The following is a 14,257-nucleotide window of genomic DNA, read 5'->3' on the forward strand; positions in this document are numbered from 1 at the left end:
CGCAGGATGTTCCGCCTGTGGACAGTTTGTGTCCGGATGGCATTATCCAACGTATCCACAGGCCCAACATCATCATCATTCTTTTCTTTTCTATTTGTATTTTTGTAGGAAGAGGCATCGCGCTCTTGTGGACACTGACCGACATGACGGATCTGCTCGCTTCGATTTACCCTTGGACCAAGGCGCTTCATGTGGTCTCGGTGGTGGCCTGGATGGCGGGGCTATTCTATCTGCCCAGGCTGTTCGTCTACCACGTGGAAGCGGTATCGGGCGGATCGGAGACGGACAGCCTGTTCCAGACGATGGAGCGGCGGTTGCTGCGGGCCATCATGAATCCGGCAATGATTGCTACCTGGATTTTCGGGCTGATGCTGGTGTTCACGCCCGGCATTGTCGATTGGTCCGAAGTCTGGCCGTGGACCAAGGCCGCAGCGGTGCTGGGAATGACCTGGTTTCACCATTGGCTGGGACGCAGACGGAAGGAGTTCGTCGCTGGAAAAAACACGCGGACTGGCCGTCGTTACCGGTTGATGAACGAGGTGCCGACGCTTCTTCTGCTGGTGATCGTCTTTTCGGTGATCGTCAAATTCTGAGGCTTTGTTGACTCCGGACCCATGAACGGTGTATCCGCGGTACAGCCCGGCCGTCCGGCCATCGGCTTTTCCCCATTGACCAAGCCCTGCGCCCGACGTTGGCGCCGCGATGTGAGTTTTCCATGCACCAGGACCGCCTGAACCTTGCCGACCTGAAGGCAAAAAGCCCCGCCGATCTGCTTGCGATGGCCGAGGAGCTGGAGATCGAAAACGCCTCGACCATGCGCAAGGGCGAGATGATGTTCTCCATCCTGCGCGAATACGCGGACGAGGGATACGAGGTCGGCGGCGATGGCGTTCTGGAGGTGCTTCAGGACGGGTTCGGCTTCCTGCGGTCGCCGGAGGCGAACTACCTGCCGGGTCCGGACGATATCTACGTCAGCCCCGACATGATCCGGCAGTATTCCATCCGCACCGGCGACACGGTCGAAGGGGTGATCCGCGCGCCCGGCGACAATGAACGCTACTTTGCGCTGACCAAGGTCACGCGCATCAATTTCGAGGATCCGGACAAGGCGCGCCACAAGGTCGCATTTGACAACCTGACGCCGCTTTACCCGGACGAACGCCTGAAGATGGAGATCGAGGATCCCACCATCCGCGACCGTTCGGCCCGGATCATCGACCTGGTGGCGCCGATCGGGAAGGGGCAGCGCGGCCTGATCGTGGCGCCGCCGCGGACCGGCAAGACGGTTCTGCTCCAGAACATTGCCCATTCGATTGAGAAGAACCATCCGGAGTGCTACCTGATCGTCCTTCTGATCGACGAACGCCCCGAGGAAGTCACCGACATGCAGCGCAGCGTGCGCGGCGAGGTCATTTCGTCGACCTTCGATGAACCGGCGACGCGGCACGTGGCCGTCGCAGAGATGGTGATCGAAAAGGCCAAGCGTCTGGTCGAGCACAAGCGCGACGTCGTCATCCTACTGGACTCGATCACCCGTCTTGGCCGCGCCTACAATACCGTGGTGCCGTCGTCGGGCAAGGTCCTGACCGGCGGCGTCGATGCGAACGCACTGCAGCGCCCCAAGCGCTTTTTCGGTGCCGCGCGCAACATCGAAGAGGGCGGTTCGCTGACCATCATCGCGACCGCGCTGATCGATACCGGCAGCCGGATGGACGAAGTCATCTTTGAAGAGTTCAAGGGTACCGGCAACTCCGAGATCGTGCTGGACCGCAAGGTCGCGGACAAGCGGGTGTTCCCGGCCATGGACATTCTCAAGTCCGGCACGCGGAAGGAAGACCTTCTGGTCGATTCGAAGGACCTGCAGAAGACCTATGTCCTGCGCCGCATCCTGAACCCGATGGGGACAACGGATGCGATCGAGTTCCTGATCTCGAAGCTGAAGCAAACCAAGACGAACGGCGAGTTCTTCGATTCCATGAACGCCTGACTTGTTGTTCTAAAACAATAGGTTACACGAAATGGACACGATCTATGCCCTTGCTTCGGCGCGGGGGAAATCGGGCGTTGCGGTCATTCGGATTTCAGGATCCGCAGCCTTTGACGCTGGGCGTTCGCTGGTTGGCGTCCTGCCCCAGCCGCGGCGTGCGGCATTGCGCAAGATCGTCGAAGAGGGAGAGATCCTGGACGAGGCCATCGTTCTGTGTTTTGCGGCGGACGGCAGTTTCACCGGCGAGGAGACCGTGGAACTGCACACGCATGGGGCCACGGCAACGGTTGCGGCCGTTCTTGCAGCCCTGTCCCGGATCAATGGTCTTCGCCTGGCTGAAGCAGGAGAGTTCACGCGCCGCGCCCTCGAGAACGGCAGAGTGGACCTGGCGCAGGTTGAAGGCCTGTCCGACCTGATCGAGGCTGAAACCGAGGCGCAACGCAGGCAGGCGCTGCGTGTATTTTCCGGGAAAGTTGGCGCAAAGGCGGAAGACTGGCGATCAAATCTGATCCGGGCCGCAGCCCTGATCGAGGCGACGATCGATTTCGCCGACGAAGACGTACCCGTCAACGTGGCGCCGGAGGTGTTGACCTTGGTGTCCGAGGTAGACCGTGACCTTAAGGCGCAGCTGGCGGGTTACGGTGCGGCGGAAGTCATCCGAGAGGGGTTCGAGGTTGCCATCGTTGGCCGGCCGAACGCCGGAAAATCGACCTTGCTGAACGCACTGGCTGGCCGCGAAGCCGCGATCACTTCGGAACATGCCGGCACGACGCGGGATGTGATCGAGGTTCGAATGGATCTGGGGGGATTTGCCGTCACGCTTCTCGACACTGCGGGACTGCGAGAAACCGAGGACGTGGTTGAGGGCATCGGAATCGAGAGGGCGCTGCAGCGGGCAGAACTGGCTGACCTTCGGGTCTTTCTTGGTGACGGAGCCGAAACACCGCTGCTGCAACCGCGCGCGGATGACATCGTTCTACGCGGGAAGGCCGATCTGCACGGCGCGGTGACGGACGGCTTGTCCGTTTCGGGAAAGACGGGCCAAGGTCTGGATCGGCTGATCGAGGAGATCGGCAGGCGCGCCGCCGAAAGGGCGTCCGGCGCGGGTCTGATCACGCGGGAGCGTCACCGGACCGCGATCAGCCGCGCGCTTGTTGCTTTGGAATCGGCGGCGATTGAGGTAAAGAGCGGTCCTGATCGGGCGGAACTGGCGGCGGAGGATCTGCGCCGGGCGATTCGGGCGCTGGATTCGCTGGTCGGGCGGGTTGATGTAGAAGATCTTCTGGACCAGATATTCGCCAGCTTCTGCATCGGCAAGTAAGGAGTGTTTCACGTGAAACAATTCGATGTCATCGTTGTGGGCGGCGGGCATGCCGGCACCGAGGCTGCGCACGCCTCGGCGCGGCTGGGCGCGCGCACGGCGCTTGTCACGCTTCGAACCGACAGCATTGGCGTCATGTCGTGCAATCCCGCGATCGGCGGCCTTGGAAAGGGCCACCTGGTGCGGGAGATCGATGCGTTGGACGGGGTCATGGGCCAGGCGGCGGATCGCGCCGGCATCCAGTTCCGTCTATTGAACCGTCGAAAGGGACCAGCCGTTCAGGGGCCAAGAACGCAGGCCGACCGCAAGCTGTACCGTCAGGCTGTTCAGAGAATGCTCGCCGACAGAGCGGGCCTTTCCTTGATCGAGGGGGAGGTTTCGGACCTGTTGATGCAGGGCGCCAGGGTTTCGGGCGTCGTTCTGGCCGATGGAAGCGAGATCACTTCGGATTCGGTTATCCTCACGACCGGTACATTCCTGCGCGGCACAATCCACATCGGAGACCAACGCCGTCCTGGGGGTAGGGTCGGTGACAATCCCTCGGTGCCGCTGGCGGAACGACTTGAAGCGCTGGCGCTTCCCCTTGGCAGGCTGAAAACCGGAACGCCACCCCGCCTGAATGGCCGGACGATCGACTGGACGCGGTTGGAAGCGCAACCGGGTGACGATGACCCCGTGCTGTTCTCGTTCCTGAACCGGAAGCCCTTCGTTCAGCAGGTATCATGCGGCATCACGCACACCAACGAAAAGACGCACGACATCATTCGCGCGAACCTGAGTCGTTCGGCGATGTATGGTGGCCACATCGAAGGGGTGGGGCCGCGCTACTGCCCCTCGGTCGAGGACAAGGTGGTCCGCTTCGCGGACAAGGCGTCACATCAGGTGTTTCTTGAACCGGAGGGGCTGGACGACGACACCGTGTATCCGAACGGGATCTCAACATCTCTGCCGGCCGAGGTGCAGGAGGCCTATGTCCACACGATCGCAGGGCTTGAAAGCGCAGAGATCCTGCAGCCTGGCTATGCCATCGAATACGACTATGTCGATCCGCGCGCTTTGCGCAGCACTTTGGAGTTGAAGGCGCTGAGCGGGCTATATCTTGCGGGCCAGATCAACGGAACCACCGGATATGAGGAGGCGGGAGCTCAAGGTCTTGTGGCTGGCTTGAATGCGGCCCTTGCTTCGCAGGGGCGCGAACCCGTGGTCTTCGGCAGATCGGACAGCTACATCGGCGTGATGATCGACGATCTCGTGACGCGCGGTGTCGCAGAACCCTATCGGATGTTCACGTCCCGGGCAGAGTTTCGCTTGTCTCTCCGCGCGGATAATGCGGATCAACGGCTCACGCCGTTGGGCTTGCGGGTCGGATGTGTCGGCGGCATCCGCGAAAGGGCATTCTCCTATAAGATGGAGGCAATCTCTGAGGGGCGCTCTCTGCTGGGACAGCTTCGGCTGACCCCAAAAGAGGCTTCCGATCGCGGAATTCGCGTCAGCCAGGATGGTGTTCGCCGGGATGGGTTCACCTTGCTTGCCTTTCCGGACGTAACATTTGCTGATCTGGAGAAAATTCACCCGCCGCTGGCTTCTGTCCCGCCGGAGGTGCGGGCGCAGATTGAGCGTGACGCGCTTTACGCGCAGTATCTTGAGCGTCAATCGTCGGACGTGGCCCAGATGAAGCGCGACGAAGGCCACGAGATTCCCGACGACTTCGATTTTTCGGCTCTTTCCGGTCTATCCGCCGAACTCAAGGGTAAGCTGACCCGCATTCGACCCAGGGATCTGTCTCAGGCTGCAAGGGTAGATGGAATGACCCCGGCGGCCCTGACGCTGATTCTCGCGCGGTTGAAGCAGGCCGAGCGGCGGCGGTCGGCTGGATGAGCGCTGAGCAGTTCCTGGAAAGGCGCAGTGTTTCACGTGAAACATTGGAAAGGCTGACCGCTTTCAGCGCGTTGCTAGACAGGTGGAATCCCGCGATAAACCTCGTTTCGGCCGCGACGCTGAAACAAGTATGGACGCGCCACTTTCTTGATTCTGCGCAGATTCTGGATCTGACCAACATCCGATCCGGCCTTTGGGCCGATTTGGGTTCCGGCGGCGGATTTCCTGGGCTGGTCCTGGCAATCCTCGCAGCAGAGGAGCGGCCAGATCTTCACTTCACACTTGTCGAATCGGATCAGCGCAAGGCAGCCTTTCTGACAACGGCGGCGCGTTCCCTTGCCGTTTCGGCGAGAGTCCTTTCGGATCGCATCGAACACCTTCCCGGACTGGGCGCGAACATGTTGTCGGCGCGTGCGCTTGCACCACTCGACACACTTCTTGATTACGCGGACCTTCATTTGGCGCCGGCGGGGCGGGCAGTATTTCCCAAGGGTGCGAGATACCGCCAGGAAATCGAACAGGCGCTTGAAAAATGGCGCTTTTCATACGAGATGCATGCCAGCTTGACGGATCCTGACGCCGTCATCCTGACAGTCGGGGAGATTTCGCGTGCTTGATCCAACCCGCCCGCCGGGCCCCAGGATAATTGCGATCGCCAATCAGAAGGGCGGTGTCGGAAAGACGACAACGGCCATCAACCTGGCCGCCGCGCTCGCCGAGGACGGATTGCGCGTGCTGCTGGTCGATCTGGATCCCCAAGGAAACGCCTCGACCGGACTTGGGATCGAATCAACCCAACGCGGCCTGACGACCTATGACCTGCTGATCGAGGACGCGGCATTGTCCGATGTTGTCCGCAAGACCGAGGTTCCCGGAATCTGGATCTGCCCGGCGACGACAGACCTGTCGTCGGCCGATATCGAGCTTGTCGCCAACGAAAAGCGCAGTTTTCTTCTTTACGACGCGCTTCGGCAGCCGGCGATCGATGCCTATGCCTTCGACTATGTCCTGATCGATTGCCCGCCGTCGCTGAGCCTTCTGACGGTAAACGCGATGATTGCCGCCCAATCTGTCCTGATACCCCTGCAGGCAGAGTTCTTCGCCCTTGAGGGTCTGTCGCAACTGATGCTGACCGTGCGCCAGGTGCGCCAGACGGCCAACAAGGACTTGCGGATCGAGGGAATCGTGCTCACGATGTATGATGGCAGGAACAACTTGGCACAACAGGTAGAGGCCGACGCGCGGGAGAACCTTGGAGAGCTTGTGTTTCGCACCATCGTGCCCCGCAATGTCCGCATCAGCGAGGCGCCGTCCTATTCCGTGCCTGTCCTGACCTACGATACGACGTCAAAGGGCAGCCTTGCCTATCGCGCGCTGGCGCAAGAGCTTCTGGCACGGCACGCCCGCGCAGCCTGAGAGGATTTCGATGAGCGACAAGAAAACCGAGCGCCGTGGGCTGGGAAGGGGACTTTCCGCCCTCATGGCTGATGTAAGCTTGGCGCCAGGCCGCGATGAGCAGGCTACCCCTCGTCGGGCCGAGGCTTTCATCCCCATCGAAAAGATTGAACCCAATCCCAACCAGCCCCGCAGGGACTTCGCGCCCGAGGCCCTTGAAGAACTTGCACAGTCGATTCGTGAAAAGGGCGTCATACTTCCGCTTCTGGTCAGGAAAAGCCCCGTAAAACCCGACTTCTACGAAATCGTTGCGGGCGAGCGGCGTTGGAGGGCGGCACAGGCGGCCCAGCTTCATGAAGTTCCGGTCCTGATTCGCGATTTCAACGACACCGAGGTTCTGGAAGTCGCGATCATCGAGAACATCCAGCGGGCCGACCTGAATCCGGTGGAGGAGGCGATGGCCTATCGTCAACTCATGGATCGCTTCGGTCACACGCAGGAAAAGATGGCCGAGGCGCTTTCCAAAAGCCGAAGCCACATCGCAAACCTGCTTCGCCTTCTTCAACTGCCGGCGGAAGTCCTGACCTGGCTGCGGGAAGGGAAACTGTCGGCCGGTCACGCCCGTGCGTTGATTACCTGTCCAGATCCCGTGTCGCTCGCGCGCGACGTCATCTCTCGCGGTCTGTCCGTCCGTCAGACCGAAGAGCTTGCCCGCAAGAGCCAGGGCGGCGAAAGCCGCAAGCCGCGCGCCAAGGCCGAGTCAAAGGATGCCGACACGAAGGCGCTGGAGGGCGATCTGAGCGCAAACCTTGGTATGCGCGTCAGTATTTACCACAAGGGATTGGATGGTGGGGATCTGGTCATCAGTTACCGGTCGCTTGATGAGCTTGACGAACTTTGCCAGAAGCTTTCGGGATTTTCCTAGGCGTCCGGCCGCGTCCACAGGAAGGTCATGACACCGCAAAGCGCGGTGGACTGGATCAGCAGAACGGTCACGCCGAACCCCAAGCCCCACGTCAGCACGAGGGACGCAAGAACGGAGGCCGTGGCAAACAGTTTCGCGCGTCTGCTGACCGCGCCGCGCAGTTGCCAGTCCCTGATCGGCGGACCGAAGGTTTCATGGCCAACCAGCCAGTCGTGCAGCCTTTCGGACGATCGTGCGAAGCAGAAGGCCGACAAGAGCAGAAAGGGAACGGTCGGGAGCAGCGGCAGGAAAAGCCCGATGACCCCCAGCCCAAGCGACAGCAAGCCCGCGCCGATCCAAAGCGGTCGGATCATGGCAGAAGCTCCCGAATGACACCATTCAAGACGGCGCGCCCCGAGGCCGTGGCGCGCAACTGATCCGTCTCTTGCGTGACAAGGCCAAGCTCCGCGAGCCGCGCGACCGCGACCTGGTCAAGCGGGCTGCCCGAGATGGCGCGGTAGCGGGCAAGATCCATGCCCTCGGCCAACCGCAGCGCCATCATCAAGTACTCGACCGCCTGTTCCTCGCGCGAGACATCCTGCGCGCTGGACTCGCCGGACCCCCGGCACTCGACGCTTTCCAGCCATGCCGAAGGCGACAGCGGTGTTTCGGTCGCAAGACGGCGCCCCCCCAATGTCAGGCGGCCATGTGCGCCCGGTCCAACCCCCGCATAGTCGCCGCAGCGCCAGTAAATCAGGTTGTGCCGGCTTTCCGATCCGGCGGCGGCGTGGTTCGAAACCTCATAGCCCGGCATCCCCGATGCAGCGCAAATATCCTGTGTTTCCAAGTACATATCAGCGGCCAGATCGTCATCTGGAAGCCCGCGCAGCCCGCCTGCCGCGTGCCGGGCGCCAAAGGCCGTCCCATCCTCGATCGTCAGCTGGTAAAGCGACAAGTGGTCGATCGCCATGCCCAACGCCTCGCGAAGTTCCCGCCGCCAGGCCTGGGCGTCTTGGTTTTGTCGGGCGTAGATCAGATCGAAGCTGACTCGGGAAAAGGTGTTGCGGGCGACATCGAAGGCGGCGCGAGCCTCGGCGACCGAATGCAGCCTTCCCAGTCGGCGCAGATCCTCGTCGTTCAGCGCCTGGACCCCCATCGAGATTCGATTGACGCCCGCATCGGCGTAACCGCGAAAACGTCCGGCCTCGACAGAGCCCGGATTCGCTTCCAGCGTCACCTCCAGATCGTTGGCGGGAACCCACAGGGCGCGCACGCGGTCCAGAATCGCGAAAACGGTCTCGGGCTCCATCAACGAAGGCGTGCCGCCGCCAAAGAAAACCGTGTTCAATACCCGCGGCCCCGTCAGCGCGGCGACCCGGTCCAGTTCCGCCAGATAGGCCGATTGCCACCGCCGCTGGTCAATCGTCGCCGCGACATGGCTGTTGAAGTCGCAATAGGGGCACTTGGAGGCGCAGAACGGCCAGTGCAGGTACAGGCCGAAACCGCCGTGCCGCCAGTCTTCCACCATCAACCCTTGAATGCCGTGACTTCGATTTCGATCTTCATCTCGGGCTTGATCAGACCGGCGACGACCATCGTTGCAGCGGGACGAATGTCGCCAAGATGTTCGCCCAGAACCGGCACGACGGCATCGACCAGCGCTGTGTCGATGATCGTGTACTGCACGCGGACGATATCCTGCATGGTGAAACCACCTTCATTCAGCGCCCAGGCGATTGTCGCAAAGCAGTTGCGCGCCTGGTCTTCGACACCCTCGGGCATCGTCATGGTCGCGTAATCGTATCCCGTGACGCCTGAAACGAAGCACCAGCCGCCCTTGACGACGGCTCGGCTGTAACCAAAGGTTTTCTCGAACGGAGATCCCGTCGAAATCAGCGTCGCGGTCATTTCGCCCCCTCTATACAGGTCATCAACTTGCGAAACGCATCGGCGCGGTGGCTGATGCTGTTCTTGAGGCCCGGATCCATTTCTCCGAACGTAATATCATGGCCTTCGGGCTGAAACATGGGGTCGTAGCCATGCCCTTGCATCCCACGCATCGGCCAGACGACCTGACCTTCGACCTTGCCTTCGAAAACCGCATCGCTCCCATCCGGCCATGCCAGCACAAGCGTCGAGCGGAAACGAGCGGTGCGCGGGTAGGGGGCGCTTGCAGCCTCCAGCTCGGACCAGGTGCGCGTCATGGCCTGCACGAAGTCGCGCCCGTTCGGGGTTTCGGCCCAGTCCGCCGTGTAAACGCCGGGCGCGCCGCCAAGACCATCCACCTCGATCCCGCTGTCGTCGGCCAGCGCGGGAAGGCCGGTCGCGCGCGCTGCGGCATGCGCCTTGATCCGCGCGTTGCCCACGAAGGTGGTTTCGGTCTCCTCCGGCTCCGGCAGACGCATTTCGGCGGCGCCCACACAGGCGATGCCGAAGGGCGCCAGCATCGCCGCGATCTCCTCAAGCTTGCCCTTGTTGTGAGTCGCGACCAGCAGGCGGTCACCGGTGAACGTCCGCATCAGATCGCCGCCTTCTGCGCCTCGACCAGCCTTGCGACCCCGGCCTCGGACAGGTCCAGAAGCGTTCCCATCTCTTCCCGGCTGAAAGTCGCGCCCTCGGCCGACATCTGCACCTCGATCAGCCGCCCGCGTCCGGTCAGGATGAAATTGCCATCTGTTCCCGCCTCACTGTCCTCGGCGTAGTCGAGGTCAAGGACCGGCTGGCCGGCGTAGATGCCGCAGGATACCGCCGCCACGTGATCCACGATCGGATCGCTGGAGATCGCGCCGGTCTTCAGCAGCTTGTTGACCGCAAGCCGAAGCGCGACCCATCCACCGGTGATCGAGGCGCAGCGCGTGCCGCCGTCCGCTTGGATTACGTCGCAGTCAACGACGATCTGGCGTTCGCCCAAGGCCACACGATCGATGCCAGCGCGCAGAGCTCGACCAATAAGCCTTTGAATTTCTTGTGTTCTTCCGGATTGCTTGCCCGCCGCCGCCTCGCGCCGGTTTCGCGTGTTGGTCGCCCGTGGCAGCATTCCGTATTCCGCCGTCACCCAGCCAAGTCCAGTGCCCTTCAGGAACGACGGCGCCTTGTCCTCAATCGTGGCGGTGCACAGGACGTGCGTGTCGCCGCAGCGGATCAGGCAAGACCCCTCCGCGTGCTTGGTGACGCCCGTTTCGATCGATATCACGCGCATTTCATCCAGCTTGCGGCCAGAGGGTCTCATGTCATCGTCCTTTCCTTGCTTGCCGCCACATATCGCCCGTCGGCGCGTTCTTGCAACCCCGATTGACGCCCGGCCCGGCAACTCCTTAATTTCAAGGAGGGAAGCGCGAACCGACATGCATACGACACCGGAAATTCTGTCAGAACTCAACGAACGCTCGCGCGAGGTCTTCCGGCGCGTGGTCGAGGGATATCTCGATACCGGGGATCCCGTTGGATCGCGCACCCTGACGCGATCGATGACGGAAAAGCTTTCGGCTGCGACGATCCGCAACGTGATGCAGGACCTGGAATATCTGGGCCTGCTGGACAGTCCGCATGTGTCGGCCGGGCGCGTGCCCACGCAGCTTGGTCTTCGGCTGTTCGTCGACGGGTTGATGGAGGTCGGCTCCGTCTCTGCCGAGGACCGGCAGACAATCGAGGCGACCCTGGGCGGGAACGAGCCGGGCGTCAGCGCCATGCTGGACCGGGTCGGCGCGGCGCTGTCCGGCATTACTCACGGCGCCAGCCTGGTTCTGACACCGAAGCACGAGGCGCCAATCCGCCATATCGAGTTCGTGTCGCTGTCGCCGGATCGCGCGCTGGTCGTTCTGGTCTTTGCCGACGGTCACGTCGAAAACCGTATCTTCACCCCGCCGGTTGGGCAGACCCCCTCGTCGATGCGGGAGGCCGCGAACTTCCTGAACGCCCTTGCCGAGGGCCGGACGTTGTCCGAGTTGCGAAGCCACATTCGCCAGGAAATCGTCCGACGCCGGCAGGAGCTGGATACCCTTGCGCAGGAATTGGTCGAAAGCGGGCTCGCGCTCTGGGAAAATGCCGGGGAATCATACGAAAGGCTGATCGTTCGCGGCCGGTCCAACCTGGTCGATCAGACCGAAGCGGGCGATCTTGAGCGCATCCGGACGCTTTTCGACGACCTCGAACGCAAGCGGGACATCGCCGAATTCCTGGAACTGGCCGAAAGCGGCGATGGGGTGCGCATTTTCATTGGGTCGGAGAACAAACTTTTCTCACTTTCCGGTTCCTCTTTGGTGGTCTCTCCCTATATGAACGCTGACCGTAAGATCATCGGCGCCGTGGGCGTGATCGGTCCGACGCGGCTCAACTACGGGCGCATCGTCCCGATCGTGGACTACACGGCGCAGCTTGTCGGGCGGCTTCTGTCCGGCGGGCGCAAAGGACAAGACTTATGAGTGACATGAAGAAAGACGAGATTGCCGAGGACCAGGCCCTGATGGGCGAAGAGGGGATCGACGCGGAGCCCGCGGCGGCCGAGATCGAAGCGCTGCGCGCCGAGCGCGACGATTACCGTGACCGGTTCATGCGCGCGCTGGCCGATGCGGAAAACGCCCGCAAGCGGGGCGAGCGGGATCGCAGAGAGGCGGAACAATACGGCGGATCGAAGCTGGCCCGTGACCTGCTGCCGGTCTACGACAACCTGAGGCGCGCGCTGGACGCGGTCGGAGAGGAACAGCGGGACTCCGCCAAAGCCCTGATCGAAGGCGTGGAGCTGACGCTGCGCGAGCTTGTGAATGTGCTGACCCGGCACGGGGTCACGCCGGTGGCGCCCGCGGTGGGCGACCCGTTCGATCCGCAAGTCCATCAGGCGATGTTCGAGGCGCCGGTGCCAGGAACCAAGGCCGGCGACATCATTCAGGTCATGACCGAGGGATTCATGCTGCACGAGCGGCTTTTGCGGCCGGCGCAGGTGGGTGTCAGCTCGACCCCCAAATCGTAGCACGGAAAAACGGGGGCCGCAGGGCCCCCGCGCTTTGTCAGGACGTATCGCGCGCCGCCGCGCAATGCCGGTCGACGACCCGCTGCACCATCGGTGCGAAATGCCAGTAGTCCGGTGTCTGCATGTCCGGGCGCTTTCCGGCCTCGTCCAGATAGCGGACCTGCACGATTTCCTTCAGGTTCGGATTCCGTTCGAATTCCGCAATCTCTTCGGCGCTCATCGGGCCGCCCTGAAGCGAGAGAGAGTGGATCGAGGCGTCGGATAGGCGCTTGAAGTACTCGGGCCGCGTCGCGCAAAGATAGCGCTTCGCTGCGACGTGGTAGCGCACGCAGTCGGTCACGACGCTGGGGAAGAACCGCTCAAGCAGTTCGGCACCCGCTTCCTCGTGGAACCGGTCCTCGGTGTCATCCATGCTGAAAGTGCCGAACTCCGATGTGAAATGACCGATGTCGTGCAAAAGCGCCGCAACGACAATGTCCTCGGGCATTCCGCTTTCCGCCGCAATGGTCGCGCCCTGAAGCATGTGCTGCGCCATGGTCACGGGTTCGCCCAGGTATTCCTCATCGCCCCGGCGCTCGAAAACGCTTCCGATGAAGGCGACGATGGTGTCCCGGGTCAGGCGGGATGGGTCGGGGCTGGTCATTCCGCGGCCTCCGCTGCGCCAAGCGCGGCAAGTTTCGACAAAAGACCGTCCTTGTCGGCGTAACAACCCTGAAGCCATCGCGTGCCGGTGCCGGAATAGCCCTTGCGTGCGTGCAGGACGCGGGTGTTGTCGACCACGAAGCATTCGCCGGGACTCAGTCGGAAAGTCACCTCCATCGCCGGATCGTCGATGATCTCGCCCAGGCGGCGATAGGCCGCGTAATAGGTTTCCATCCGTTCGAAGGGCACGTCCGTGATCGCGGCTGCGGACCGGTTGTTGAAACGCACCGCGACCAGTTCCCCGTCCGGCGCCAGTTCGATCATCGGGCGGCGGGACCTCAGCACGACGCCGACCTCCCCCGCGTATTCGAAGCGCGCGCAGTGGCCAGTCAGGGCGTCAAACCAGTCGGGGTTTTCCTGTCGCAACCGCTCGGCCGCGCGGAAGCCGTCGACCACCATGTTCTCGCCGCCCGCAGCCGAGCTTTCCAGGCAATACAAGACCTGAACGGTCGGAACCGGATCACGATACGGGTTGTCGGTGTGTGCCTGCAGGCCCAGCCCGGTATAGGCGAGGTTGGACGGATTGACCGTGGTCCGCACCTCGAAGTGCCGGCCATAGTTGGTTTCGCGAACGAAGCCGAACAGGTCCACGACCTTCATCAGCGCCCCGTCCTCGACCGGGCCGTTCAAGAGTTTTCCGAACCCGTAACGTGCGACATCGGCAAGCCACCGCCTCAGGGCAAGAGGGCTTGTCGACACATCCCCGAAATCACCGGTCGGGACATTCCCCATCAGCCCGGAATCCCAGGTCTCGATCCCCGGCGCGGTCCAGCCGGGCTGACTTTGCTGCGTGCGATCGTAGGAATGCCGGAACAGCCAGTCCCGGTCGTAATCCACGCTTTTGCCCTCTGGCGCGAATGTAACCCGAAGCGACGGGCCAGAGACTGCCGCGGTGGCGATGCGCGTATCTTTCGGGATATCTGCCAGTGTGATCAAGCGCTGCCCGTTTCCAGGGGCCCGGGTCTGCGCATCCCATGCGTTGTCGCGCAGCCAGATCGCGTGAAACCGGGCGCTTCGGCCGCCCTCCGCCACCGTCAGAAAGCCGCCATCCGCGCTGACAGATACATCCGCCACGATACCCTCCTGCGATCCTGTGCCGGGGTA

Annotated in this window: 16 protein-coding genes; 9 read left to right on the plus strand and 7 right to left on the minus strand. The window is 62.4% G+C overall.

Features of this window, described 5'->3' with window-relative positions:
* The first annotated feature begins 143 nt into the window (after window positions 1-143).
* The 7 genes from hemJ (at window position 144) to OEW28_RS01475 (ending at window position 7,506) form a co-directional block, all read left to right on the plus strand.
* Window positions 144-593 (plus strand): protoporphyrinogen oxidase HemJ, encoded by a 450-nt coding sequence (gene hemJ, locus OEW28_RS01445; protein WP_263734342.1) that lies wholly within the window; start codon window positions 144-146, stop codon window positions 591-593.
* A 122-nt stretch (window positions 594-715) separates the two neighbouring features.
* On the plus strand, window positions 716-1,987 hold the full coding sequence (gene rho, locus OEW28_RS01450) for a transcription termination factor Rho (RefSeq protein ID WP_263732952.1): 1,272 nt from the start codon (window positions 716-718) through the stop codon (window positions 1,985-1,987).
* 31 nt (window positions 1,988-2,018) lie between these two features.
* Window positions 2,019-3,308 (plus strand): tRNA uridine-5-carboxymethylaminomethyl(34) synthesis GTPase MnmE, encoded by a 1,290-nt coding sequence (gene mnmE, locus OEW28_RS01455; RefSeq protein ID WP_263732953.1) that lies wholly within the window; start codon window positions 2,019-2,021, stop codon window positions 3,306-3,308.
* Window positions 3,309-3,311: 3 nt separating this feature from the next.
* The gene (gene mnmG / locus OEW28_RS01460; RefSeq protein ID WP_263732954.1) at window positions 3,312-5,186 is read left to right on the plus strand and encodes a tRNA uridine-5-carboxymethylaminomethyl(34) synthesis enzyme MnmG; all 1,875 of its coding nucleotides are present in this window, start codon (window positions 3,312-3,314) and stop codon (window positions 5,184-5,186) included.
* Complete coding sequence (gene rsmG / locus OEW28_RS01465; protein WP_263732955.1) at window positions 5,183-5,803, plus strand: 16S rRNA (guanine(527)-N(7))-methyltransferase RsmG; 621 nt, start codon at window positions 5,183-5,185, stop codon at window positions 5,801-5,803. The genes mnmG and rsmG overlap by 4 nt, the downstream gene beginning before the upstream one ends.
* On the plus strand, window positions 5,796-6,602 hold the full coding sequence (locus OEW28_RS01470) for a ParA family protein (protein WP_263732956.1): 807 nt from the start codon (window positions 5,796-5,798) through the stop codon (window positions 6,600-6,602). The genes rsmG and OEW28_RS01470 overlap by 8 nt, the downstream gene beginning before the upstream one ends.
* 10 nt (window positions 6,603-6,612) lie before the next feature.
* The gene (locus tag OEW28_RS01475) at window positions 6,613-7,506 is read left to right on the plus strand and encodes a ParB/RepB/Spo0J family partition protein (RefSeq protein ID WP_263732957.1); all 894 of its coding nucleotides are present in this window, start codon (window positions 6,613-6,615) and stop codon (window positions 7,504-7,506) included.
* Here OEW28_RS01475 and OEW28_RS01480 read toward each other — a convergent pair.
* Genes OEW28_RS01480 through rph form a run of 5 tightly spaced genes read right to left on the minus strand, consistent with a single transcriptional unit; the run spans window position 7,503 to window position 10,714 of the window.
* Window positions 7,503-7,856: a YbaN family protein gene (locus OEW28_RS01480; protein ID WP_263734343.1), complete on the minus strand. Its 354-nt coding sequence runs from the start codon at window positions 7,854-7,856 to the stop codon at window positions 7,503-7,505. The genes OEW28_RS01475 and OEW28_RS01480 overlap by 4 nt on opposite strands.
* A complete protein-coding gene (gene hemW / locus OEW28_RS01485) occupies window positions 7,856-9,013 on the minus strand; it encodes a radical SAM family heme chaperone HemW (protein WP_263732958.1) in 1,158 nt (385 codons plus the stop codon). Before hemW ends, OEW28_RS01480 begins: the two co-directional genes overlap by 1 nt.
* Complete coding sequence (locus OEW28_RS01490) at window positions 9,013-9,393, minus strand: RidA family protein (RefSeq protein WP_263732959.1); 381 nt, start codon at window positions 9,391-9,393, stop codon at window positions 9,013-9,015. The genes hemW and OEW28_RS01490 overlap by 1 nt, the downstream gene beginning before the upstream one ends.
* Window positions 9,390-10,004 (minus strand): RdgB/HAM1 family non-canonical purine NTP pyrophosphatase, encoded by a 615-nt coding sequence (gene rdgB / locus OEW28_RS01495; RefSeq protein WP_263732960.1) that lies wholly within the window; start codon window positions 10,002-10,004, stop codon window positions 9,390-9,392. Before rdgB ends, OEW28_RS01490 begins: the two co-directional genes overlap by 4 nt.
* On the minus strand, window positions 10,004-10,714 hold the full coding sequence (gene rph / locus OEW28_RS01500) for a ribonuclease PH (protein ID WP_263732961.1): 711 nt from the start codon (window positions 10,712-10,714) through the stop codon (window positions 10,004-10,006). The genes rdgB and rph overlap by 1 nt, the downstream gene beginning before the upstream one ends.
* Before the next feature lie 115 nt (window positions 10,715-10,829).
* Here rph and hrcA point away from each other — a divergent pair, with 115 nt between their 5' ends.
* Both hrcA and OEW28_RS01510 read left to right on the plus strand, forming a co-directional pair.
* Window positions 10,830-11,906 (plus strand): heat-inducible transcriptional repressor HrcA, encoded by a 1,077-nt coding sequence (gene hrcA / locus OEW28_RS01505; RefSeq protein ID WP_263732962.1) that lies wholly within the window; start codon window positions 10,830-10,832, stop codon window positions 11,904-11,906.
* Window positions 11,903-12,451: a nucleotide exchange factor GrpE gene (locus tag OEW28_RS01510; protein WP_263732963.1), complete on the plus strand. Its 549-nt coding sequence runs from the start codon at window positions 11,903-11,905 to the stop codon at window positions 12,449-12,451. The genes hrcA and OEW28_RS01510 overlap by 4 nt, the downstream gene beginning before the upstream one ends.
* A 37-nt stretch (window positions 12,452-12,488) precedes the next feature.
* Here the strand turns inward: OEW28_RS01510 and tmpB are convergent, their stop codons facing one another.
* Entirely contained in the window at window positions 12,489-13,094 is a 606-nt protein-coding gene (tmpB, locus tag OEW28_RS01515; protein ID WP_263732964.1) for a (R)-1-hydroxy-2-trimethylaminoethylphosphonate oxygenase, read from the minus strand.
* The gene (tmpA, locus tag OEW28_RS01520; RefSeq protein ID WP_263732965.1) at window positions 13,091-14,227 is read right to left on the minus strand and encodes a 2-trimethylaminoethylphosphonate dioxygenase; all 1,137 of its coding nucleotides are present in this window, start codon (window positions 14,225-14,227) and stop codon (window positions 13,091-13,093) included. The genes tmpB and tmpA overlap by 4 nt, the downstream gene beginning before the upstream one ends.
* Window positions 14,228-14,257 lie beyond the last annotated feature (30 nt).

Source organism: Albidovulum marisflavi (assembly GCF_025751435.1).
GTDB lineage: Bacteria > Pseudomonadota > Alphaproteobacteria > Rhodobacterales > Rhodobacteraceae > Albidovulum > Albidovulum marisflavi.

Excerpts from the sequence above, each read along its gene's own strand:
- rph (WP_263732961.1), bottom strand. The coding sequence starts at position 10,714 with ATGAGACCCTCTGGCCGCAAGCTGGATGAAATGCGCGTGATATCGATC.
- hemJ (WP_263734342.1), top strand. The coding sequence starts at position 144 with ATGACGGATCTGCTCGCTTCGATTTACCCTTGGACCAAGGCGCTTCAT.
- mnmE (WP_263732953.1), top strand. The coding sequence starts at position 2,019 with ATGGACACGATCTATGCCCTTGCTTCGGCGCGGGGGAAATCGGGCGTT.
- rho (WP_263732952.1), top strand. The coding sequence starts at position 716 with ATGCACCAGGACCGCCTGAACCTTGCCGACCTGAAGGCAAAAAGCCCC.
- rdgB (WP_263732960.1), bottom strand. The coding sequence starts at position 10,004 with ATGCGGACGTTCACCGGTGACCGCCTGCTGGTCGCGACTCACAACAAG.
- hemW (WP_263732958.1), bottom strand. The coding sequence starts at position 9,013 with ATGGTGGAAGACTGGCGGCACGGCGGTTTCGGCCTGTACCTGCACTGG.
- OEW28_RS01490 (WP_263732959.1), bottom strand. The coding sequence starts at position 9,393 with ATGACCGCGACGCTGATTTCGACGGGATCTCCGTTCGAGAAAACCTTT.
- OEW28_RS01510 (WP_263732963.1), top strand. The coding sequence starts at position 11,903 with ATGAGTGACATGAAGAAAGACGAGATTGCCGAGGACCAGGCCCTGATG.
- rsmG (WP_263732955.1), top strand. The coding sequence starts at position 5,183 with ATGAGCGCTGAGCAGTTCCTGGAAAGGCGCAGTGTTTCACGTGAAACA.
- tmpB (WP_263732964.1), bottom strand. The coding sequence starts at position 13,094 with ATGACCAGCCCCGACCCATCCCGCCTGACCCGGGACACCATCGTCGCC.
- hrcA (WP_263732962.1), top strand. The coding sequence starts at position 10,830 with ATGCATACGACACCGGAAATTCTGTCAGAACTCAACGAACGCTCGCGC.
- OEW28_RS01475 (WP_263732957.1), top strand. The coding sequence starts at position 6,613 with ATGAGCGACAAGAAAACCGAGCGCCGTGGGCTGGGAAGGGGACTTTCC.